Source organism: Spirillospora sp. NPDC049024 (assembly GCF_040649235.1).
Taxonomy (GTDB): domain Bacteria; phylum Actinomycetota; class Actinomycetes; order Streptosporangiales; family Streptosporangiaceae; genus Spirillospora.
On the sequence record NZ_JBEZFD010000002.1, the window covers coordinates 555,853 to 577,532 of the forward strand.

The 21,680-nt window shown below is 70.5% G+C and carries 19 protein-coding genes; 7 read left to right on the forward strand and 12 right to left on the reverse strand.

Translation table 11 applies throughout. From position 1 onward, the window contains the following. Positions 1 to 84 precede the first annotated feature (84 nt). Entirely contained in the window at positions 85 to 1,155 is a 1,071-nt protein-coding gene (locus tag AB0C21_RS05485; protein ID WP_500202840.1) for an alkene reductase, read from the forward strand. 115 nt (positions 1,156 to 1,270) lie between these two features. Here AB0C21_RS05485 and AB0C21_RS05490 read toward each other — a convergent pair whose 3' ends face one another. After that, positions 1,271 to 1,798, reverse strand: a complete 528-nt coding sequence (locus AB0C21_RS05490) for a C40 family peptidase (RefSeq protein WP_235037086.1) — start codon at positions 1,796 to 1,798, stop codon at positions 1,271 to 1,273. Between the two features lie 652 nt (positions 1,799 to 2,450). Between AB0C21_RS05490 and AB0C21_RS05495 the strand changes: the two genes are divergently transcribed. Further along, entirely contained in the window at positions 2,451 to 3,827 is a 1,377-nt protein-coding gene (locus tag AB0C21_RS05495; protein ID WP_500202841.1) for a family 1 glycosylhydrolase, read from the forward strand. A gap of 30 nt (positions 3,828 to 3,857) precedes the next feature. Here AB0C21_RS05495 and AB0C21_RS05500 read toward each other — a convergent pair whose 3' ends face one another. Next, the gene (locus AB0C21_RS05500; protein WP_500202842.1) at positions 3,858 to 4,877 is read right to left on the reverse strand and encodes a DNA topoisomerase IB; all 1,020 of its coding nucleotides are present in this window, start codon (positions 4,875 to 4,877) and stop codon (positions 3,858 to 3,860) included. 25 nt (positions 4,878 to 4,902) lie between these two features. Next, a complete protein-coding gene (locus AB0C21_RS05505) occupies positions 4,903 to 5,751 on the reverse strand; it encodes an SDR family oxidoreductase (protein WP_149261690.1) in 849 nt (282 codons plus the stop codon). Positions 5,752 to 5,912: 161 nt separating this feature from the next. Here AB0C21_RS05505 and AB0C21_RS05510 point away from each other — a divergent pair, with 161 nt between their 5' ends. The 3 genes from AB0C21_RS05510 to AB0C21_RS05520 all read left to right on the forward strand — a co-directional run bounded on the left by AB0C21_RS05510 (position 5,913) and on the right by AB0C21_RS05520 (position 8,730). Further along, positions 5,913 to 6,686: an SDR family oxidoreductase gene (locus AB0C21_RS05510; protein ID WP_149261689.1), complete on the forward strand. Its 774-nt coding sequence runs from the start codon at positions 5,913 to 5,915 to the stop codon at positions 6,684 to 6,686. Positions 6,687 to 6,693: 7 nt separating this feature from the next. Next, positions 6,694 to 7,458: a crotonase/enoyl-CoA hydratase family protein gene (locus tag AB0C21_RS05515; protein WP_149261688.1), complete on the forward strand. Its 765-nt coding sequence runs from the start codon at positions 6,694 to 6,696 to the stop codon at positions 7,456 to 7,458. A 195-nt stretch (positions 7,459 to 7,653) separates the two neighbouring features. Further along, positions 7,654 to 8,730, forward strand: a complete 1,077-nt coding sequence (locus AB0C21_RS05520) for a hypothetical protein (RefSeq protein WP_500202843.1) — start codon at positions 7,654 to 7,656, stop codon at positions 8,728 to 8,730. Positions 8,731 to 8,793: 63 nt separating this feature from the next. On the opposite strand, the gene AB0C21_RS05525 is transcribed toward AB0C21_RS05520, so the two are convergent. Further along, positions 8,794 to 8,997, reverse strand: coding sequence for a PASTA domain-containing protein (locus AB0C21_RS05525; RefSeq protein WP_500202844.1), 204 nt, complete (start codon positions 8,995 to 8,997; stop codon positions 8,794 to 8,796). Positions 8,998 to 9,521: 524 nt separating this feature from the next. Between AB0C21_RS05525 and AB0C21_RS05530 the strand changes: the two genes are divergently transcribed. Further along, entirely contained in the window at positions 9,522 to 10,148 is a 627-nt protein-coding gene (locus AB0C21_RS05530; RefSeq protein WP_500202845.1) for a L,D-transpeptidase family protein, read from the forward strand. A gap of 23 nt (positions 10,149 to 10,171) precedes the next feature. Here the strand turns inward: AB0C21_RS05530 and AB0C21_RS05535 are convergent, their stop codons facing one another. The 4 genes from AB0C21_RS05535 to arfB form a co-directional block, all read right to left on the reverse strand. Continuing rightward, positions 10,172 to 10,660 (reverse strand): isochorismatase family protein, encoded by a 489-nt coding sequence (locus AB0C21_RS05535; protein ID WP_500202846.1) that lies wholly within the window; start codon positions 10,658 to 10,660, stop codon positions 10,172 to 10,174. Positions 10,661 to 10,756: 96 nt separating this feature from the next. Then, entirely contained in the window at positions 10,757 to 11,506 is a 750-nt protein-coding gene (locus AB0C21_RS05540) for a hypothetical protein (protein WP_500202847.1), read from the reverse strand. A 132-nt stretch (positions 11,507 to 11,638) separates the two neighbouring features. Beyond that, positions 11,639 to 15,415 (reverse strand): golvesin C-terminal-like domain-containing protein, encoded by a 3,777-nt coding sequence (locus AB0C21_RS05545; protein ID WP_500202848.1) that lies wholly within the window; start codon positions 15,413 to 15,415, stop codon positions 11,639 to 11,641. Positions 15,416 to 15,874: 459 nt separating this feature from the next. Further along, positions 15,875 to 16,300: an alternative ribosome rescue aminoacyl-tRNA hydrolase ArfB gene (arfB, locus tag AB0C21_RS05550; RefSeq protein WP_500202849.1), complete on the reverse strand. Its 426-nt coding sequence runs from the start codon at positions 16,298 to 16,300 to the stop codon at positions 15,875 to 15,877. A 100-nt stretch (positions 16,301 to 16,400) separates the two neighbouring features. Here arfB and AB0C21_RS05555 point away from each other — a divergent pair, with 100 nt between their 5' ends. Continuing rightward, positions 16,401 to 17,255 carry an oxygenase MpaB family protein gene (locus tag AB0C21_RS05555; RefSeq protein WP_500202850.1) on the forward strand — a complete coding sequence of 285 codons (855 nt, stop codon included), beginning with the start codon at positions 16,401 to 16,403 and terminating at the stop codon, positions 17,253 to 17,255. 178 nt (positions 17,256 to 17,433) lie between these two features. Here the strand turns inward: AB0C21_RS05555 and AB0C21_RS05560 are convergent, their stop codons facing one another. The 4 genes from AB0C21_RS05560 to def all read right to left on the reverse strand — a co-directional run bounded on the left by AB0C21_RS05560 (position 17,434) and on the right by def (position 21,600). Continuing rightward, positions 17,434 to 18,420, reverse strand: a complete 987-nt coding sequence (locus AB0C21_RS05560; RefSeq protein WP_500202851.1) for a S1C family serine protease — start codon at positions 18,418 to 18,420, stop codon at positions 17,434 to 17,436. A 264-nt stretch (positions 18,421 to 18,684) separates the two neighbouring features. Continuing rightward, complete coding sequence (locus tag AB0C21_RS05565) at positions 18,685 to 20,211, reverse strand: sensor histidine kinase (protein ID WP_500202852.1); 1,527 nt, start codon at positions 20,209 to 20,211, stop codon at positions 18,685 to 18,687. Continuing rightward, positions 20,211 to 20,939 (reverse strand): response regulator transcription factor, encoded by a 729-nt coding sequence (locus tag AB0C21_RS05570; RefSeq protein WP_500202853.1) that lies wholly within the window; start codon positions 20,937 to 20,939, stop codon positions 20,211 to 20,213. The genes AB0C21_RS05565 and AB0C21_RS05570 overlap by 1 nt, the downstream gene beginning before the upstream one ends. Before the next feature lie 133 nt (positions 20,940 to 21,072). Next, positions 21,073 to 21,600: a peptide deformylase gene (gene def / locus AB0C21_RS05575; protein WP_500202854.1), complete on the reverse strand. Its 528-nt coding sequence runs from the start codon at positions 21,598 to 21,600 to the stop codon at positions 21,073 to 21,075. Positions 21,601 to 21,680: the final 80 nt, after the last annotated feature.

Here is a 21,680-nt window from a genome sequence, read left to right on the forward strand (position 1 = left end):
CCACTACCGAAACCTTACGGATTCGCCCCGTACCTCCCGGCTCCTAGCGTCATGACCACTGGGGACAGCCGCTAGGAGGACGTGATGGACGAACTGTTCGAGCCGCTGCGGGCCGGGAAGCTGGACCTGCCGAACCGGCTGGTGATGTCGCCGATGACCCGCAGCCGGGCCGCGGCGGACGGCAAGGTGACCGCGTCGACCGCCGAGTACTACGCGCAGCGCGCCGCCGCCGGATTGATCGTCACGGAGGGGACGCAGCCGAGCGTCCGGGGGCAGGGGTACGTCGCCACGCCCGGGCTGCACTCGGACGAGCAGGTGGAGGCGTGGCGGGCGGTGACGGACGCGGTGCACGCCGAGGGCGGCCGCATCTTCGCCCAGCTCATGCACGCGGGGAGGGTCGGGCACCCCGTCCTGTACCCGGACGGGGGGCTGCCGGTGGCGCCGTCGCCGATCGCCACGGGGGAGAAGATCTTCACCCCGGACGGGATGCTCGACCACCCGCTGCCCCGCGAGATGACCGCGGACGACATCGCGCAGGCCGTCCAGGAGTTCGCGGACGCGGCCCGCAACGCGTCCGAGGCCGGGTTCGACGGGGTGGAGCTGCACGGCGCCAACGGGTACCTGATCAGCCAGTTCCTCGCGGACGGCAGCAACCGGCGGACGGACGGGTACGGCGGGACGGCCGAGAACCGCGCCCGGTTCGGGATCGAGGCCGCGCGGGCGGTCGCCGGGGCGGTCGGGCCGGAGCGGGTCGGCTTCCGGGTCTCGCCGGGAACGACCGCCAACGGCGTCCGCGAGAGCGACACACCGGAGGTGTACTCGGCGCTGGTGGCGGGGCTGGCGCCGCTCGGGCTCGGATACCTCCACGTCATGGAGCGCGACCGGGAGCAGACCCGGCGGATCCGCGCCGAGTGGCCGGGGACGCTGATCGTCAACCCGCGCCCGCTGCCGGGGACCGACGCGGGCACGCCGGAGGCCGGCGTCGAGGCGCTGCGGGAGGGCGTGGCGGACGCCGTGGCGTTCGGGCGGCTGTGGCTGGCGAACCCGGACCTGCCCGCCCGCATCAGGGCCGGCGGCCCCTACAACGAGCCCGACCCGGCGACCTTCTACGGCGGCGACCACCGCGGCTACACCGACTACCCCGTCCTCGGCTGACCGGCCCCCGCGGACGGACCCGGCGGGCATCCGGAGGCGGAGAGGCGAACAGCCGGGAGGGAAGGCGAAGGCCCCGCGCCGGGCGGGCGGCGCGGGGCCTGGCGTGCGTCCGGGGTCAGTAACCCGGCCGGACCGCGCCGTGGAAGTTGCGCTTGTAGTAGCCGTTCAGCTTGATCTTCTTGACCCGCTTGCCGGAGCTCGGCGCGTGGATCATGTAGCCGTGCCCGGCGTAGATGCCCATGTGGGTCCGGCCGCCGTAGAAGAACAGCAGGTCGCCCTTGACGGCGCCCTTCCACGAGACCTTCTTGTGGACGGCCTTGTAGATCTGCTGGGTGGTCCGGGGGAGCTTCACCCCGGCCTTCCGCCAGGAGCCTCCGGCGAGCCCGGAGCAGTCCCACGAGCCGGGGCCCGTGCCGCCGTAGCGGTAGGGGTCGCCGATCTGCTTGGCCGCGTACTTCACGGCGTAGGCCGCGCGCTTCTTCTGCTTCGCGATCCGGGCCTGCTTCGCGGTGACCGTGGTGCCGGTGACCGTCGAGGCCGGAGCAGCGGCGAGCGTCGCCCGCTGCGGAGCGGCCGACGCGGGGCCGGCCGCAAGGACGGACGCGCCGAGCGCGGTGGTCGTGGTGAGCACGAGCCCGCCCACGGTGAATCCGGCCTTCAGGGGGTTTCGAGGGGTATGCAGAATGTCTCCAGACCTCGCGGTTGATGCCTACCGGGCAGCCGTCACCCACCGGATTTCTTCGGTGGGCGGGGATGCCGCGACCGATTTCGCAGCGTCATTGGCGGAGGACGCAGGGAAATGGCGGCCGCTTCCGGTTCCGTGCCTCTCGTCTGCACGGATTCGGCGTCCGACGACGGCTTCCGGGCGAGGTCCCTGGGGGGACGACCTGGGGGGTCCGCGCCGGCCTCCCGTGGAGGCCGGGCGCGCCGCCGCCGCGCGTCGGGGTGCGTGTTCTGTTGTCCCAGCGGCTCAGGTGCCGCATGAACCGGGCAGGAAGCTAGCCAGCACCTGGCGCGGGTGGCAAATCACCAGGCCGTTGTCCATGGTGCCGGTGGTCCGTTTGAGACTGCGGTCCAGCGCCCTGCCAGCGGCGATCAATCGAGCCTTTCATGAATTGTGAACTGAGTCACACGCCATTGAGAAATGGGCAATTCCTTTATTGATCTGTGATTTGTGGCACGTTGGGGGAGTGTGCTGGAGTTGCCGGATCTGGCCGTGTCCGGCCATTGACGGGGCCCCGCGCGCCCCCTGTTATGCGAAGGAGGTTCATGTCCGCCTCCGGAGGGAGCGCCCCGTGTTCGGCAGGTCCGGCAGAGCACGCCCCGTCCATCTCCTCTCGGCCCTCACGCTCTCGGTCGGCCTCGCGCTGACCGCCGCGTCCCCCGCCGCCGCGTCCCCCGTCCCCACGGAGACCGGCAAGCCCGCCACCGCCAAGTTCCCGCCGGGCTTCCTCTGGGGCGTCGCCACGTCCGGCTTCCAGAGCGAAGGCTCCTTCCCCGACAGCAACTGGACGAGGTACGCCGACCGCGAGGCCCCAGGCGTCACCGACCCGTACGAGAACTCCGTCGACTTCCGGAACCGCTACCCAGGCGACCTGAAGCTCGCCCAGGGGCTCGGCGCGAACGTGTTCCGGACGTCCATCGAGTGGGCCCGCGTCGAACCGCGCCGCGGTCACCGCGACCCCGGGGCGATCGCCTACTACGACGACCTCGTCCGCCGGATCAAGGCGGACGGGATGCGCCCGATGCTGACGCTCGACCACTGGGTGTACCCCGGCTGGGTGGCCGACCAGGGCGCCTGGGACAACCCCAGGACGCAGGAGGACTGGCTCCGCAACGCCCGCTTCATCGTGGACAGGTACAAGCGCCAGGGCGTCGTCTGGATCACGTTCAATGAGGCGAGCTCCTACATCTACAAGGAGCTCTCGGCCCGCCCGATGGACCTCGGGCAGATGCTGAAGATGCGCGACGCCCTCATCAGGACGCACCGCGCCGCCTACGACATGATCCACGCGGTGGACCCGGGCGCCCCGGTGTCGAGCAACGTCGCCTACGGGTCCCCGGTCAACGGCATCTTCGACGCGGCCCTGTTCAACGACGTCACCGACAAGCTCGACTTCATCGGCATCGACTACTACTACGGCGCCAACCTGCAGAACGGCACCGCGGCCAACGCGCTCACGGGCGAGTTCTGGAAGATCGACCCCGAGCCCGAGGGCCTGTACTACGTGCTCAGGAACTACCAGCGGCGGCTGCCGGACCTGCCCGTCTACGTGGTCGAGAACGGCATGTCGACCGACAACGGCAAGCCGCGCGCGGACGGCTACACGCGCTCCGACCACCTGCGCGACCACGTCTACTGGATCCAGCGCGCGATGGCCGACGGCGTGAAGATGATGGGCTACAACTACTGGAGCCTCACCGACAACTACGAGTGGGGCAGCTACCGGCCGCGGTTCGGCCTCTACACGGTGGACGCGCTGACCGACCCGTCCCTGGCGCGCCGCCCGACCGACGCCGTCCCGACCTACCGGTCGATCATCGCGAACCGGGGCGTCCCCGCCGGCTACGTGCCGGTGCGCAAGCCCGGCTGGTGCTCGGTCGAGGACCCCGTCGCCACCTGCCTCGGCACGACGCCCACCCCGCCCGCCGCCTACCGCCTCGCGGGATGACGATCCGGGCGCGGCGAGCCCGGACCCGAGTCAGGAGGCTGCGCGGAGCAGGTCGAGGACGGCCTGCTCCACCGGCCCCTGCGTCGCCAGCTCGCCCTCGGCGACGTCCACGCCGAGCCGTCCGAGGGCGGGCGCGATCGTCGTCCCCTCCTCGTACAGCTCGATGATGCGCGGATCGATGTAGGACGCCCGCGCGACGGCCGGGGTGTTGCCGAGGTAGGACGCGACCTCCTTGACGACGCGGACGACGGCGCGGTTGCGGGCGGCCTCGGTGTCCCCGGCGCGCACCGACACCGCGAGCCCCACGGCGGCGAGGACGGTGGCGTGCCACGTCCGGAAGTCCTTGGCGGTGAAGTCGCCCTCGGTGACCTCGCGGATGAACTCGTTGATGTCGGACGTGGTGACGTCGTGCCAGCCGGCCGGCGTCCGGTAGGCGAGCAGCTCGGGCGAGTCGTCGCCGCGCCGCCTGAGCCCGCTCACCACCTTGCAGACGTTCTCCTCCGCCACCGCCTGGAACCGGTCCTTCGACCCCTTGGCGGGATACTCGAACGTCACCTGCCCGCGCCCGCAGCTGACGTGCTCGCGCAGGACGGTCGCGAGCCCGAAGGTGCCGTTCTCGGCCGCGTAGGCCTCCCCGCCGATCCGGAAGAAGCCGAGGTCGATGAGGCGGACGGCCGCCGCGAGCACCCGCTCGCGCGTGTAGCCCCGTCCGGCCAGGTACTCGGTGAGCCGCTGGCGTACCTTGGGCAGGCGCTCCGCCAGCTCCAGGACGTGCTCGTGCTTCTCGCGGTCGCGCTGCTCCCGCCACGCGTCGTGGTACAGGTACTGGCGGCGCCCGGCCGCATCCGTGCCGACGGCCTGGATGTGGCCGTCCGGATCGGGGCAGATCCAGACGTCCTTCCACGCGGGAGGGATGACGAGCGCCTTGATCCGCTCCTTCTCGGCGGGGTCGGGGAGGGGGCGTCCGTCGAGGCCGAGGTACACGAATCCCCTGCCGCACTTCCGGCGCCCGTAACCGGGTTCGTTCAGGTCGCTGCGCTGCAGTTTCACTTGTCGTTCCATCAGTGCCGTTCCGTCAGCCTGGATGGATCTCCCCGCCGGCGGGCACCAGGGTCTGCCCGGTGTAGTAGGACGACTGGCGGTTCGAGGCGAAGAACACGTAGGACGGCGCGATCTCGTCGGGGTCGGCGGCGCGTCCCATCGGGGCCTGCTGCCCGAAGCCCTCGACCTTCTCCTCGTCGAAGGTGGCGGGGATGAGCGGCGTCCAGACCGGGCCGGGGGCGACGCAGTTGACCCGGATCTCGCGGTCCATGAGGTTCTGGGCGAGGCAGGTGGTCAGCGCCATCGCCGCCGCCTTGCTGGCGGAGTAGTCGATGAGCGACTTGTTGCCGCGCAGCCCGTTGATGGACCCGGTGATGATGATGTTCGAGCCGGGCCCCATGTGGTCGAGGGCCTCCTGGACCGTCCAGAACAGCGAGAACACGTTCACCTCGAACGTCCGCCGCAGCTGCGCGTCGTCGATCTCGCGGACGTCCTTCACCGGCGTCTGGGTGCCGTGGTGCAGGACGAGCACGTCGAGGCCGCCGAGGTCGCGGACGGTGTGCGTGACGATCTCGCGGGCGTGCCGCTCCTCGGCCAGGTCGCCGCCGAGGGTGACGCAGCGCCGCCCGGCCGCCTCGACGAGGCCCGCGGTGTGCCGGGCGTCGTCGTCCTCCTCCAGGTAGGTGATCGCGACGTCCGCGCCCTCCTTGGCGAACGCGACGGCCGTCGCGCGGCCGATGCCGGAGTCGCCGCCGGTGATCAGCGCGCGGCGCCCGGCCAGCAGGCCGCTGCCGGTGTGGTCGCGCATCTCGTCGCGGGGCTCGGGCGTCATGTCCTTCGTCCGCCCGGGGTAGGACTGGCTCTGTGCGGGACGCTCGCTCATGGGGGTCGGGTGCCCCTGTCCGGGAGGAGCAAACGTTCTCTATTGTGACTCCCGGGTAACATCGCGGCTCCGCAATCCGCAGGGGTGTGAGCAGAGCGCGCGACGACGTCTGGATAGCATCACCCCGAACCACATTCGGTCCCTCACGTAAGGTGTCGCTTATGGACCTGAACGGAGTTTCCGCCGTCGTATCCGGTGGCGCGAGCGGCCTCGGTGAGGCCACCGTCCGCGCGCTGGCCGCCGAAGGCGCCAAGGTCGTCATCGCCGACCTGAACGAGGACAAGGGCAAGGCGCTCGCCGACGAGGTCGGCGGCGTCTTCGTCAAGACGGACGTGTCGAGCGAGGAGCAGGCGCAGGCCGCGGTGCAGGCCGCCGTCGACACCGGCGCCCCGCTGCGCGTCATCGTCAACAGCGCCGGCATCGGCTGGGCCTCGCGGACGGTGAACCGCGACGGCAGCCCGCACGACCTGGCCTCCTACGAGACCGTCATCCGGGTCAACCTGATCGGCACCTTCAACCTCATGCGGCTCGGCGCCGCGGCCATCTCCAAGACCGAGCCCGCCGACGAGGACGGCCTGCGCGGCGTGGTGATCAACACCGCGTCCATCGCCGGCATCGAGGGCCAGACCGGGCAGATCGCCTACTCCGCCTCCAAGGGCGGCATCATCGGCATGACGCTGCCCGCCGCGCGCGACCTCGCCGCGATCGGCGTCCGGGTCAACACCATCTGCCCGGGCATCATCGACACCCCGATCTACGGCGAGGGCGAGGCCGCGGACGCGTTCAAGGCCAAGCTCGCCGCGCCCGTCCCGTTCCCGAAGCGGATGGGCAAGGCGTCGGAGTTCGCCCACCTCGTCAAGTCCCTGATCGAGAACGACTACATGAACGGCGAGACGATCCGCTTCGACGGCGGTATCCGCTTCCAGCCGAAGTGAGGCCTGAATGACCGACGCTGTCCTGACCGAAGAAGACGGCGCCGTCCTCGTCATCACCATCAACCGTCCCGAGGCCCGCAACGCGGTCAACGGCGAGGTGGCGAAGGGGATCGCGGCGGCCGTCGACGAGCTCGACTCCCGCAAGGACCTGTCCATCGGCATCCTCACCGGCGCGGGCGGGACGTTCTGCGCCGGCATGGACCTCAAGGGCTTCCTGACGGGCGACAACCCGACCGTCGAGGGGCGCGGGTTCGCCGGCATCACCGAGCGCCCGGCGGCCAAGCCGCTGATCGCCGCCATCGAGGGCTACGCCCTGGCCGGCGGCTGCGAGGTGGCGCTGTCCTGCGACATGATCGTCGCGGCCCGGGACGCCCAGTTCGGGCTGCCCGAGCCGAAGCGCGGTCTGGTCGCCGCGGGCGGCGGGCTGCTGCGGCTGCCGCAGCGCATCCCGTTCCACATCGCCATGGAGATCGCCCTCACCGGCGACAAGTACCCGGCGGAGCGGATGGCCGAGCTCGGGTTCGTCAACCGGCTCGCCGAGCCGGGCGGCGCGCTCGCCGCGGCCAAGGAGCTGGCCCTGAAGGTCGCCGAGAACGCCCCGCTGGCGCTCGCGGCCACCAAGAAGGTCATCGTCGAGTCCGCCGACTGGACGTCCGCCGAGGCGTGGAAGAAGCAGCAGGACATCACCCTGCCGGTCTTCATGTCCAAGGACGCCCAGGAGGGTCCGGCGGCCTTCGCCGAGAAGCGCAAGCCGAACTGGAAGGGCGAATAGTCCTCTGGCCGGAGTAGCGCTCCGGCATCGCGTCGGCACGCAGAGCGCCCGGAACTTCACAGTTCCGGGCGTTTTGCGGTTTCCGTGGCGTCCTGATCCGGTCGCCCAGTAAGTTCCACTTACTCAACAGTAAGTAATGCCGTACTCTTTTGCGCACGCTTGCTGTGATCTTGGGAGCTGTGGATCTTGCGACAGATGAGACGGAACGCGGTGCCGGCGACGATCGCCGCCCTCGCCTTCGCCGCCGGGACGGTCGCGGTGGCCGCCCCCGCGCAGGCCGCCGGCTGGAAGAGCATCGGCAGTACGGCGCTCGCCTACAACGGCAGCCTCGACCGCGTCGACTTCGGCGCCAAGAACGCCGGATGGGCCGTCGGCGCCGCCGGCTCCTTCTTCGGCCCGGAGGCCAAGCTCGTCAAGTGGAACGGCTCGGCGTGGGTCGCCGACAAGAGCCCGGTCGGCTTCACCCCGACCGACGTCGCCGTCTCCAGCGCCACCAAGGCGTGGGTCATCGGCTACAACATGAGCGGCACCCTCGGCCTCTACTGGAACGGCACCAAGTGGAGCCAGGTCGCCTACCCGATGGTGGGCTTCCCGACCGCCGTCTCCGCCGCCGCTGACGGCACCGCCTACTCCATCGCGGGCGTCGACGCCGCGTCCGGCGGCCCGAGCGCGATCCTGCGCTGGACGGGCACCGCGTGGGTCGACCCCAAGGTCCCGCTGCCTGCCTCCACGTCCATCACCGCCGTGGACGTCCGGGCCAAGAACGACGTGTGGCTCGCGGGCACGACGTCCGCCACCGGCACCTCCGTGACCGGCCTGGTGATGCACTTCGACGGCACGTCCTGGAAGAAGATCGACGTCCCCGGCTCCCTGGGCGTCCCCGGCTACCAGGGCACCCTGCACCGCATCGTCGCCAACTCGGCGACGAACGTGTACGTCCTGCGCGTCCGGCAGAACGCCCAGATCACCAACGCGATCCAGCGCTACAACGGCAAGACCTGGACGACGGTGAACACGCCGCTGAACGCCGCGGGCATCGGCCTGTCCTCCGACGGCGCGTCCGGCGTCGTCATGCTCCCGATCACCACCGGGACCAAGACCCAGTACATGCACTACAACGGCACCGCGTGGACGACCCTCAACGGCCCCTCCCGCACCGGCACCGTCCAGGCGTCCGACATCGACGCCCGCCCCGGCACCACCGGCATCATCAGCACCGGCACGGCCTCCACGCCGGACAAGAAGACCCCCTTCATCGAGTACTTCTCGTAGCCTCCGCCGGCCGCCGTTCCGTCCGGGCGAGCAACCCGGACGGAACAGCGCCCGCCCGGCGCCCTATTCGCCGATCTTCTTCGAGTAGAGGGTGATCGTCGATTCGGGGCCGACCTTCGCACCGGCTCTCGGGGACTGCCGGACGACGACCCAGTTCCGATCCCACAGCAGCATCCGCCCCCGCCCCGTCGCGTCCTTCTCCGCAAGCATGAAGAACCCGGCGGCATGCAGTTCGTTCTGCGCCGTCTGGTGGTTGCGGCCGACCACCTTCGGACGCGGACCTTCACCGGCGACTTCGACGGGGCCGCAGTGGTGGCGCCGGCCGATGGAGCGCGGCTCGCCTCCCGGGTGCCGGGTGCGGACGCAGGCGACGTGGACGGCGGGGGCGTCGTGCCCGGCTGCTCGGCCGCGGCGGGCTCGCCGGAACCGCTGTCTCCGCTCCCCGCTGCGCAGCCGACGAGCACGCCGGACAGGCAGAGCAATCGATGAGGCGTGTGTGGGACGGACGCGCCACCGGCTCCGTTCACACGCAGTTAGTCCTTGTCACCAACCGGCCACAGGGAAGCCTGCACGGCGCGGCCGCCTGACCGCGGATCCCGCCGACGGGCCGGGGTGAGATGACCTTGGTCGGGGTAGAGAGCGAAGTGTGCTGGGCTGGGCACGCTCCGTTCGGATGAAAAGTCTGGAGCCGCGAAATGCGTTCGATTGCCACGCGGGCCTCAGTTCTCTCTGTCGCTGCGGTGCTCGCTGCGGGTCTTCCTGCGCCGCTGGCGTCCGCTCAGGAGGGGGCGTTGGAGCCCTGCCAGGCGCTCGGCCAAGGGAAGGCGCGCTACGGGGCGGGTGCGGCCCGGCATGTGGTCTTCGCCGTGGCGGCCGGGTACGGGACGACCGAGGTGACCGTCACCGAATGCGTCCGGAAGGGGCGCTCGTGGAAGACACTTCTGAGCGCTCCCGGGCACATCGGGCGGAACGGGTACGCCGCACAGGGGGCCAAGCGGGAGGGCGACGGAAAGTCGCCGACCGGCTCGTACAGCCTCACCGAGGCGTTCGGTGAAGGGGACCCGGGCACCCGCCTTCCCTACCGCAGGCTGCGGGAGAGCGGCGACTGCTGGGGGTCGACGATCGGGGACCGGCGGTACAACCGCTACTACCGGGGCGCCTGCCTGCCCGCCGACGAGGACCTCTCGAAGATCATGCGGAACGGGCCCTACCGGCAGGCCGTGGTGATCAACTACAACCGGCCTCCGGACTCGCGGATCGTCCAGGGGAGCGGTTCGGCGATCTTCATGCACATCGGCACGGGGCAGACCGCGGGCTGCGTCTCGATGGAGCGGCCCGTCCTGGAGTCCGTCATGCGTACCCTGCGGCCGCATGACCGGATCATGATGGGGACGAGCCGGGCCCTGTTCCGCGACTGACCCTCCGGCGCCGGGGAGGCCGGTCAGAGGTAGTCGGCGGTGTTCCGCACGGTTCCGAACCTCGGGAACGTCCGCCGTACGGCGAAGTCGTGCTCCTCGGCGGTGAGACCGGACATGGCGTCCGCGACGAACTCCAGCCCGTAGCCGTGGTCGCTCGCGGCCCGCGCGGTCGACTCCACGCCCAGGGTCGTGACGAGTCCGCCGAGGACGAGCGTCGTCACTCCTCGCTCGCGCAGCCGCTCGTCCAGGTCCGTGCCGTGGAACGCGCCGATCGTCCGCTTCACGACGACGGCGTCGCCTGGCTCGGCGAGTCCGGGCGCCAGTTCGCTGCCCGCCGGCTGGTGGGCGACGCCCGGACGCTCGACGCGCACGAGCACGACCGGCCGCCCCTGCGCCCGGAACGCCCTGGCGAGCGTCCGGCAGCGGTCGAGTACGTCGTCCCCGGAGTGGGGGGCGAGCGGCAGCGCCACGATGCGCGGCATGAGGTCGATGAGCACGAGCCCGGCAGACATGAAGATCATTCTAGTGTCTCGGATCCGCGGGCCGCCGCGGTCCTGGGCACCGCGACCAAGCGCACCGCGCCCCCCGCATTCGAAGAGATGTCCCGCTCACTGAGACGGGCACTGAGGTAGTCGGTACATGGTGGCCGTCTGCGTCTTCTGTCCTTGGACGATGTTGAACTGGGCGCATTCGGCCGCTTCGACTTCGCCGGCGGGGGTGAGGGAGATGTAGTCGGCGACGATGATGGTCTCGGTCCCGTTCCGCTGGAAGGACCAGAGCGAGCTCAGGTCCCCGCTGACCATCGGCCGGACCCGTTGCTCGGTGAGGCGGCCGGCGGCCGCCGCGGTGTGGAGTTCGGCGCGGGTGGCTTCAGCGGTCTCGCGGATCTGCTCGATGGCCCGGGGACGGGTGCTGGGAGGGCGCGGGCACCGGTCGAGTCTGGCCGTTTCTATACGTGGTCGCCGAGTGGGAGCTCGGTCGACGGTGAAGCGGTAGCAGAAGTCGTCGACGCCCTTGCCGAACATGCCGCCGTAGCCGATCTGCAGGACGACGATCTCAACGTGGGTTCCAGTGGTGGTGAAGTGCACCATCTGGGAGTGAGCTGCGGCGGCGGCGTGCAAGGCCGCATGCTGATCGATGCCGCCGCGGCGGGCCGCCGCGTCCAGAGCAGTGGTCACCTGGTCTTTGACCCTGCCCTCGGCGTCGCGTTGGGGTTTGTCCAACCACCAGGGCAGCCCGAACCACAGCAGGAACGGGACGGCGGCGACCGCGACCAGTCCGGTGAGGCAGCCGAGCCGGCCGAGCATCCGCCAGCCTCGGTCTGGTTCCGGATGGTCGGCACGGGGACCCTGAGTCACGATTGAGACTCTCCTTGCGTCGAGGAAAGCGCCGAACAGGGATGTCAACGGGGCCATGGAGACGCTCCCGGGCCCGCCCTGCTCAGGACGGACCCGGGAGCGTCAAGGGCGCTCAGGTCGCTGCGATCGCGATCACGAGTAGCCGAGCGCGGGCCAGGAGGCGGTGATCAGGTCGGCGTAGCCGGTGGTTCCGGAGCTCTTCGGATGGAAGGATTCGCGGCTGAAGCAGAACGTGCCATTGGTGATGCACAACGGTGTTGGTCGGTCGCCTTGGTGGAAGTCTCCGTCGCCATTGGGGCCGTCGACGAACTTGTTGATCCACTCGTCCGAGTCGCAACCGGCGTGGCCGGTGAACTTCTCCACGACCTTGTCCAGAAAGACGATCTTGTTGTCGCCCAGCCCGGCGACCAGTTTCCTCTGCTCGGTCGTCCCGTAACGAACCAGGTCGCCCAAGGCTTGGGTCTCGGTCAGATCATAGTAGAGGGAGCCCGCGCACTTGACGGTGCGGCTGAGGAGCTCGGGGTAGCCGACCAAGACGATGCGGGCGTTCGGGGCCTTGGCGCGGATCTTGCTCAGAGTTTCGCGGGTGTTGCCGATCGACTCGTCGACCAATGGCTTGTACTTGGTCAGCAGGCCGCCGGAGCAGTTGGTGATGTTGCCGCATTCCAGCATCGCGGCGGTGAAGGTGTCGCGGTCGTTGCCGCCGATGGTGAGGGTGACCAGAGTGGTGTCACTGCTCAGCACGCCCGAGTTGATCTGGGCCACCTCGCGGAACTGCCCTTCGCCGCGTTCGTACTCGTTGCGGATGTCCCAGTGGGAGGGATGGCCGGGATACCATTCGTTGTAGTAGACGCCGGTGACGTTGCGGTTCCATGCTCCTGAGCACGCCACGAACCCGAGTTCCACGTTGGCGTTCCAGTCGTCGGCGAGCGTGCCGGTCGGGTCGTTGGTGCCGGGCAGTCTCATCTTGCGGGGCCAGGCGTTGAGACTGCGGCGGCAGGCGTTCCAGCGGGTGTCGCCGTGCTGGGTGTCGGTCTCGGGAAGGTAGTTCCCGGCGCCCTCGCCGGAGGAATAGGAGTCGCCGAGGGCGGCGACGATATGCCGGGGCTTTCCGGGGAGCTTCTGGAAGGCGATCGCGTCGTAGGCGATGTCCTCCTCGCCGTAGCCGTCCTCGGTCTGGTTGGTCAGCTTGACCTGCGGTGTGCCGGAAAATTGGTAAACGCCGATGGAAACCCAGGCGTTCCCTCTTCGGTTCTGGTTGACATACCGGGTCCGCGTACCGTTTCCGAGGTTGATCTGGTACTTGGCTTGCTGGGTGTGGGCACCGTGGTCGGGTAGATGGACGAGGACCCGTGCCCAACCGCTGATCTGTTGGCCCAGCGTCCAGGTCCCGGTGAAGGCGAGTTTGTTGCGGTCACCGGGCTTGCGGGTGTGGCCGAACCAGAAATGCCCGCTGTAGCCTCCGCCGAGCTGATGAAGATCGATCTTTCCGGGGTAGGTGCCGGGTTGGTCGGTGTCTTCGGTGAAGGTGAAGCCGAAACTGCCGGCACTGCTGCTGGAGCCGCACTGATGAACGGGGGTTCCGCTGGGGACGTCGTCGACCACCAGCGCGCCCGATGGCAGCCCCGCGGTCTTGTTGCACTGTGGCGGGTAATGGGTGCCGTCGGGCTGTTCGGGGTAGTCGTCCTCGAACCGGTTGATCGGATTGCCGCATGACGAGGCGCAGTTGTCATCCTTCCACTGCGCGGGCTGGTTGTAATAGCAGTGCAGGTCGTACAGGCCGTTGGCGGGATTCTTGTGCGCGCACGGCCCCGCGGGCTGCCCGATGACGTCAGGGTCGTTCGGCACGTACCTGGCGCCGGGCTCGCACTGGTTGGTGCCGTCGCAGAAGGTGTCGTAAGGTGCGGTGGCCTTGGTCCGGTTGTCCTCGGTGGTCCACCAGGCGGGCCGGAATCCCGGACCGTCGGGGGTGTCTATGGAATAGGAGGCGAACCCCAGGACCTTCTCCGGGTACGGCCAGTCCTGCGGGTGGGCCGCGTCGCCCCAGCTGTTTCCGTGCAGGAACGGGTTTCTGTCGGCGGGATACCGCGGATTGATCGGGTTGTTGAACCAGCCCAGACCCCAGGCGCCGTTGTTATTGGCCGCGTCGGCCTTGGGGTAGAAGCCGCTGTTGTAGGCCCAGGTCGCGTAGAACCAGTTTTCGATTCTAGTGGAGTCGCCGTTGTGCAGCTTCATGCCGGCGGTGTACGTCTGGTTCCACTTGTCCTGCACCAGTTGCAGTCCTGCGGCGATGCTGGTGGCGTAGTCCAGCGCGGCGGCCTTCTGCGCGTTGTACGGCAGGGTCGCCTCGCCGTCCTTGGCATGTTCGGGCTTGCGCATCCCGTCGGTCAGCTGCGAGATACCGTATCCGCAGTCGGCCTTGTCCCAGTGAATGACCCAATCCTTGATGTCACCGGTCTTGTCGTCCAGTTCGAGACCGTAGATGTTGCCCGCCAGCGGGTTGCCGTATTCGCCCGACAGCGCGGTGCGGGAGGCCTGCCAGAGGTTGGACTCCTGCGACAGGATGCCCAGGAAGATCTGCGGCGGGACGTTGACGTCGTTGCGCCTGGGGAAGAGGCCCTGGGTGGAGTACGCCGCGAGCCCGAATCCCTTGAACCCGGCGGGCCGGCTCACATCCGCCCCGAGCACCGCCATGTCCACCGCCCATTCCACCTGCCGGGGTGTGGGCTGGTAGGCCATCGCGCGGATGTCATTGCGGGAGATCGAACACCAGCCGTCGGTGTCGGTCGGGTTGGTGGGAGAGCCGCTCGCGGCTCGCAGCCGGGTCGATGAGGCCGGAGCCGTATCGTACACGCGCACTCGGGCCTGGCCCTGCCGGTGCCTCGGCGACAGCCGGGCATCCGGGTCGACGGTGAACGCCGCGGTCCTGCCGGTGCCGGTGACGGTGGCGTTGATCGTGACGCGTTGCGGGCCGTCGGGATCCGGCGCCGACTCGGCGGTGCGGACCTTGCGGAACGGATCCTGCCTGGACGTGACCGTGGTGAGCGCGATCGCCCCGTGGGTGGAGATCTCCGCTCGGGCCGGCGCGTTCAGCCGCTTGATGCCGGCGGGCAGGCGGGAGACCCTGCTGGGGCGGCCGGTGAGATAGAGCCGCCCGCCGGTGCCCTGGCGGAGGCCGAGCTGTCCAGCGGGCGCCTCCGCCAGCACCGTCGTCTTCTTTCCGCGGGTACGCAACAGGCGAGTGGTGCCGCCGTTCCGATCCAGGTACGAGACCGCGCCCTCGCGGTCGACCCGCAGGGACGACGGGACGCTCGCGGTCGCGGCGAGCCGTCGTACCCGGCCGGCGCCGGTGATGTCGACCAGGCGGTACCCTTCGGCCGCAGTGATCCCCGCAGAAGTGGGGACGGCCGAGGTGATCTGCCCCTTCACCTGGACGCCCTTGCCCGCGCGGCCCGTTGCGGTGTCGACCTTCACGAGCCGTGTCCTCCCCAGGTCCTCGTCGCCCTCCTGAGTCAGGACAGCGGTCTCACCACTGCCGCAACCCGGGTTGAAGTAAGCGAGGCTGGTGGTGATCGGAAGCTTGCGCACCGCGCCCGTCCGGAGGTCCACCACAGCCGTGAAGCCGCCCCGGCGGGCCAGCTCGGCCGTGTTGGTGAAGGAGCGCGGCGCATACACCACCATCGCCCGACGCCCCGACGCGGTCAGGCAGGCGTTCCCCACCCACTGGTCGGTCTCCAGCCCCGGCACCGAGAGCGTCGCGGCGGTCCGCCATGTGTAGCCCGTCTTCGCATCCGCGACCAGCACATGGAACCCGGTCGCGTCGCCGATCGTGGTCCAGGCGGTATCGCTCGATTGCTTCCAGCCGCTCCCCAGCAACCCTGCCCTCTGGTCGGGTCTGACCTGTGGCACCTCGGGCGAAATCTCCTGGCCATTCGGAGAAGGCCGCTGCGGTGCCGGCGTGGGATCGGCGGCGGCCGGGCCTGTTTGAGCGCCCAGAACGGGAAGTGAGCAAGCAAGAGCCAAGGTCAGGATGGTCCTATGGCGCGGCTGTAACCTCAACCGACCCTCCAGGGGAATGGGAAGCCGACTCGATAATCGACGGTCGTGTTCGGAGCATGGTCCACTACACCGCTTGCATGCGGCTTGCGCCGTTCTTGCACGTCCGTCCCAGATTGGAACGACCCCTGTGGCAGCTATGACCGGCCCACGAGCTTGGTGATCCGCGCCGTAAGTTCCCTGGTCGTCGGGCTGCGGCGGCAGGACGGGCGAATTGTCATAAGGGTGTGGTGTTGTTTCTCTTCTTGCTGCCGGATTCGGCCCGAGATGACCTCGCGCCGCGGGATGGGAAGTGTCTCCGCTTGGGCGCTGTCAGTCCCAGCGGGCGTTGCGTTGGCGCTTCACGGCGCTGCGGCGCTTCTTGTTCTCCAGGCGGCGCTCGTTGATGCCGCGGGGGATCTTCTTCGGGATGCGCTTCTTCGGGGGAGGGGCCGTCGCCTCGGCCAGGATCGTCGCCAGGCGGGTGCGGGCGGCGTCCCGGTTGCGCTGCTGGGAGCGGTACTCCTCGGCGCGGATCGTGAGGACGCCGCGGACCAGCCGGCCGGAGAGGCGCTCCAGGGCGCGGGCGCGCAGCGGCTCGGGGAGGGACGGGGAGTTCGCGACGTCGAAGGAGAGCTCGGCGGCGGTGGCGCTGGTGTTGACGTGCTGCCCGCCCGGCCCCGAGGAGCGGGAGAAGCGCCAGGCGAGCTCGGACTCCGGGATGGAGACCGAGCCGCGGACATGGATCTGGGCGGGCATGTCCCCATTGTCGCAGGGAAGGGACGGATCGTCGCTCCAATAACTTCCGGCCCGCGGCCCTCGCTGGCGACAAGGAAAGTACTTACTTACACTGGGCGCCATGAACGCGCCTGCTGAGAACGTGCCTGCCATGGACGATGGACTGTTCCGGGACGACGACCTCATCCGCGTCATCACGCGGGAGGGCGTGCTGATCGCCGCGGGCGGCGCCGCGTCGCTGCTGCAGACGGCCCATCCCAAGGTGGCGCAGGGCGTCTACGACCACAGCTACACGGCGGACGACCCGCTGCGCAGGCTGCGGAACACGATGGGGTGGCTCTACGCGGTGCAGTTCGGGACGCGGGAGGAGGCCGAGACGCTCAGCGCCCTCGTCACCAAGGGGCACGCGGCCGTCACCGGCCCCGACTACGAGGCGAACGACCCCGAGTTGCAGGTGTGGGTCGCGTCCACGCTGTTCGCGGTGGCGGTGCAGTTCTACCAGCTCGTCTTCCGGCGGACGTTCACCGAGGCGGAGCTCGCGGAGTTCTACGGGCAGACCAAGGTCTACGCGACGATCCTCGGCTGCCCGGAGGAGCGGATGCCGGAGACCTACCCGCAGTTCCGCGGGTACTACGCGGACATGCTGCACAGCCTGGAGATCAGCGACGCGTCGCGGGCCATCGCCGAGCAGGTGCTCCACCCGAGGCTGCCGGGCGGGCCGCTGCACGCGCCCGGCCTGATGGCGATCCGGCTGCTCACCGCGGGCCTGATGCCCGCGCCGATCCGCGAGCAGTACGGGTGGAAGTGGACCCCGGGACGGGAGCGCCGGTTCCGGCTCCTGATCGGGGCGATCGCGCTCGTCTATCCGCGGCTCCCGCTGCGGGTCCGCACGCTGCCGCGGGAGTACTACCTGCTCACGACGCGGCGGATGCTGGCGAAGGTGAGGCGGCGTCCGGCCGTCCGGGTGCGGAGCTGAGCGCGGGGCGGCGCAGAGCACGGGCGGCACAGAGCGGCCGCGTGACCCGCAGGCAGGTCACGCGGCCGCTCATCCCTTGCCAGGTCCTCCCACCCGGCCCGGCCGGGAGGACCCCCTGCCCCGGTCCGCCGTCCGTCCGCCCGCTCCCCCAAGAGCCCTGGCCGGACGGCGTCCCGGGTCAGACCTGTGCGCCGGCGATGATCGCGTCGGCGGCCTTCTTGGCGGAGTCGATCGGGATGGCGAAGCCGACCCCGATGTTCCCGCTGCTGCTCCCGGACGTGGCGATGGCGGTGTTGACGCCGATCACCTGGCCCGCGGCGTTGACCAGCGCGCCGCCGGAGTTGCCGGGGTTGATGGCGGCGTCGGTCTGGATCGCGTTCTTGATCACGGTCTGCTGCTGCTGCGACAACCGGCCCTGGAGCCCCGGCGGGAGTTGCTGCTGGTCGCCGCCCTCCTGGATCTCGCGGCCCAGCGCGCTGACGATGCCGGACGTCACCGAACCGTCCAGCCCGAGCGGGCTGCCCACCGCCAGGACCTGGTCGCCGACCGCCACGGCGCGGCTGGAGCCGAGCGTCGCCGGCCTCAGGCCCGACACCCCCTCCGCCTTGACGACGGCGACGTCCTCCCCGGTGTTGGCGCCGAGGACCTGCGCGGACGCGGTCCTGCCGTCGCTGAACTTCACCGCGACCTGCTGGGCGCCGGACACCACGTGCGCGTTGGTGAGGATCACCCCGTCCGAGCGGAGGATCACGCCGGAGCCGCCCTCCACGCCGGACGCCGTCCGGGCCTGGATCGACACCACGCTCGGCTGGACGGCGGCGGCGACCTGCGCGGTCGTGCTCTTGGACGCGACCCCGGAGACCGCCGTCGGGCTCGAGTAGACGGTGCTCTTGTGCGTCAGCGCCAGCGTCACCCCCGCGCCGGCGCCGCCCGCCCCCAGGGCCAGTGCCGTCGCGGCGCCCACGGCGGCGAGCTTGTGCCGCGCCGTGCCGAACATCCCCGCGCCGAACATCCCCGTGCCGAACATCCCCGGACGGGACGGAGCGTCCGCCGGTGGCGGCGGCACGTTGCCCGTCCACTGCGGGTACGGGTCGAATCCGGGTCTTCCGGGCTCCCCGGCTCCGCCGGGCTCCCAGGGCTGCTGCTGCGGCCTGTCGGCGTTCATCTGGATCCCCCTGTCGCTCTCTCACCATGAAGAGTGCGCCCCGGGTCTGCAGGCCGCCTGGAGCCGACCTGAAAGTGTGCTGAACGCCTACAAGTCATGAAAAAGCGGCCGAGGGGTCGTCCCCTCGGCCGCGGTGACCGGCCGGTCGTACCGATCGTCCGTCCAAGCTGGCCAGGGCGCGGCCTCCCGCTCCCCGTCGAGACCGGGGCGCGCCCTGTGCGTCCATTGGAACCCACGATCCTGAACGTTTCCTGAATGCCGCCTCTAGTCTTCCGCCAGAGGAAGGACGACCGTGAACGTCGCGCCCTCGCCGGGTGCGGAGTCGGCGCGGACCTCGCCGTCGTGGGCCGCGACGAGCGCGGCGACGATGGCCAGCCCGAGACCGGCGCCGCCGTGGTCGCGGGAGCGGCCCTCGTCGGAGCGGTAGAAGCGCTCGAAGACCCGGTCGACCTGCTCGGGGGCCAGGCCGGGCCCCTGGTCGGCGACCGCGACGACCGCAGCCGGCTCGCCGCGCAGCGTGCCCGGCGACAGCCGCACCTCGATCGGCGTGCCCTCCGGCGTGTGCGCGACGGCGTTGCTGAGCAGGTTGCCGAGGACCTGGCGCAGCCGCGGCTCGTCCCCCCGCACCTGGTACGCCAGTCCTGCCTCGACGGTGAGGTCGATCGTGCGCTCGGGTGCGAGGATTCTCGCCTCCTGGACGGAGTCGGCGGCGACGGCGAGCAGGTCCACCGGGCGCCGCTCGATCGGGCGCTGCCGGTCGAGCCGGGCGAGCAGCAGCAGGTCCTCCACGAGCAGGCCCATCCGGGAGGCGGTCTCCTCGATCCGGCCGATCAGCCGCTCCGCCTCCTCGGGGGTGCGCGCCGCGCCCTGCCGGTAGAACTCGGCGAACCCGCGGATCGCGGTCAGCGGGGTCCGCAGCTCGTGGCTGGCGTCCGCGACGAACCGCCGCATCCGCTCCTCCGAGCGCAGCGCCGTCTCCTCGGATCGCCGGGCCGCGGCCTCCGACTCCGCGCGCGCCCGGAACGCCGCCTCGATCTGCCCGAGCATCGTGTTCAGCGACCGTCCGAGCCGTCCCATCTCCGTCCCCGGGTCGGCCTCCGGGACGCGCCGGGAAAGGTCGCCCGCCGCGATCGCGCCCGCGGTCGCCTCCACCGCCCACAGCGGCCGCAGGCTGGCCCGGACGACGGCGACGCCCAAGACCACCAGCACGGCCAGCACCAGCAGCCCGACGATCGCGTCGATCACCACGAGCCGCTGCACGGTCCGGTCGATCTCCTCCATGCTGAACGCGAGCACGAGCACCGTGCCGTCGGAGATCGGCTCGGCCAGGATCCGCCAGGTCGACCCGCCGGTCCCGGTGACGGTGAACGGCCGGTCGATGTGCTCGTTCAGGTTCGCCGGGAGCCGCGGGTGGCCGGCCTCGCTCCACGCCTCGTTCTGCCCGAGCGAGCGGCCGTCGGTGGTGCGGACCTGCCCGTACATCTCGCTGGGAATCCGCACGGTGATCCGCGTCTGGCCGCTCTCCAGCTGCGGGACGACCTGGTCGATCGCCCGCCCGACCGAGCCGCGCAGCTGGTCGTCGGCCCGTCCGACGAGGTACTGCCGCAGCACCGACGCGCCCGCCGCGCTCATCACCGTCATGCCGAGGGTGACCAGGACGAGCATCCCGGCGATCAGCTTGACGCGCAGCGACGTGCGGGCCCACGTCCGTGCGAGGCCCCCGGTGGGCGCCGCGCCGGCGGCGCCCCGCACCTCGGGAGGGGCGGCGGTCGCCGGGGCCCGCGTGGCCATCAGCCCGTTCTCGTCGGCTCGCGCAGCACGTAGCCCACGCCGCGCAGGGTGTGGATGAGCCGCGGCTCGGTGTTGTCGACCTTGCGGCGCAGCGCGGACACGTACGACTCGACGATGCCCGCGTCGCCGCGGAAGTCGTAGTTCCACACGTGGTCGAGGATCTGCGCCTTGGACACGACCCGGCCCGCGTTGGCCATGAAGTAGCGCAGCAGCTTGAACTCGGTCGGCGACAGCTGGACGGGCCTGCCGCCGCGCCACACCTCGTGGCTGTCCTCGTCCAGCTCGACGTCGGCGAACACCATCCGCGGCGGCGGCTCGGTCGCCCCGCCGCGGAACCGGCGCAGCACCGCCCGGATGCGGGCGATGACCTCCTCCAGGCTGAACGGCTTGGTGACGTAGTCGTCGCCGCCGATCGTCAGCCCCTTGATCCGGTCCTGGACGGCGTCCCGCGCGGTCAGGAACAGCACGGGGGTGTGGTCGCCGCCGGACCGCAGCCGCCGCGCGACGTCGAACCCGTCGATGTCGGGCAGCATCACGTCCAGCACGATCAGGTCGGGGCGGTGCCGCCGCGCCGACTGCACCGCGTCCGCCCCGTTGGTGGCGGTGATCACGTCGAATCCGGTGAAGCGCAGGCTGCCGGCGAGGAGCTCCAGGATGTTGGGCTCGTCCTCGACGACGAGGAGCGTCGCCTCCGCCGTCCTGCCACCGTTCGCCGCACGTTCAACCACTTGCACAGTCCCCCTCCACATCATCGCAGAGGTTTACATCCCAACCTGAACGTCTCCTGAATGCGCGCGGAGGACAGGTTGAGCGCACGCGCCGGACAGGTGGTCCGCACGGGACGGGAAGTGCCGGCGCCGCCTACTCGCGGAGCGCGCGGATCGCCCGCATGGCCTCGCGGCGGGCGTCCCCGGACAGCACGTCGATGTAGACCCTGCCCGCCAGGTGGTCGCACTCGTGCTGCAGGGCGCGGGCGAAGTACCCGGTGCCCTCGACGCGGACGGGACGGCCCTTCACGTCCACGCCCTCGACGACGGCGTGGTGGTAGCGGGGGGTGTCGAAGCGCAGGCCGGGGACGGACAGGCAGCCCTCCGACTCGACGACCTGCTCGCCGTCGGCGGCCACCAGCTCCGGGTTGACGACGTGGCCGATGTGGCGGCGGCCCTTGTCGTCCTCGACGTCGTAGACGAACAGCCGCAGCCCGACGCCGATCTGGTTCCCGGCGAGGCCGGCGCCGTCCTCCTCGTACATGGTGGCGAACATGTCGTCGACGAGGCGCTCCAGCGACGCGTCGAACGTCCGGACCGGGTCGCACTCGGTGCGCAGGACCGGGTCCCCGAGAAGCCTGACCGGGCGGGCGGTTCCGCGCGGATGGGTCCGTTTGCTCACGATCAAGATCCTATATCCCGGGAAACGCGGTCCCCCGGAACACCGCGGGCGGTGCGGCGGGCCTGCTCAGGACCCGCCGC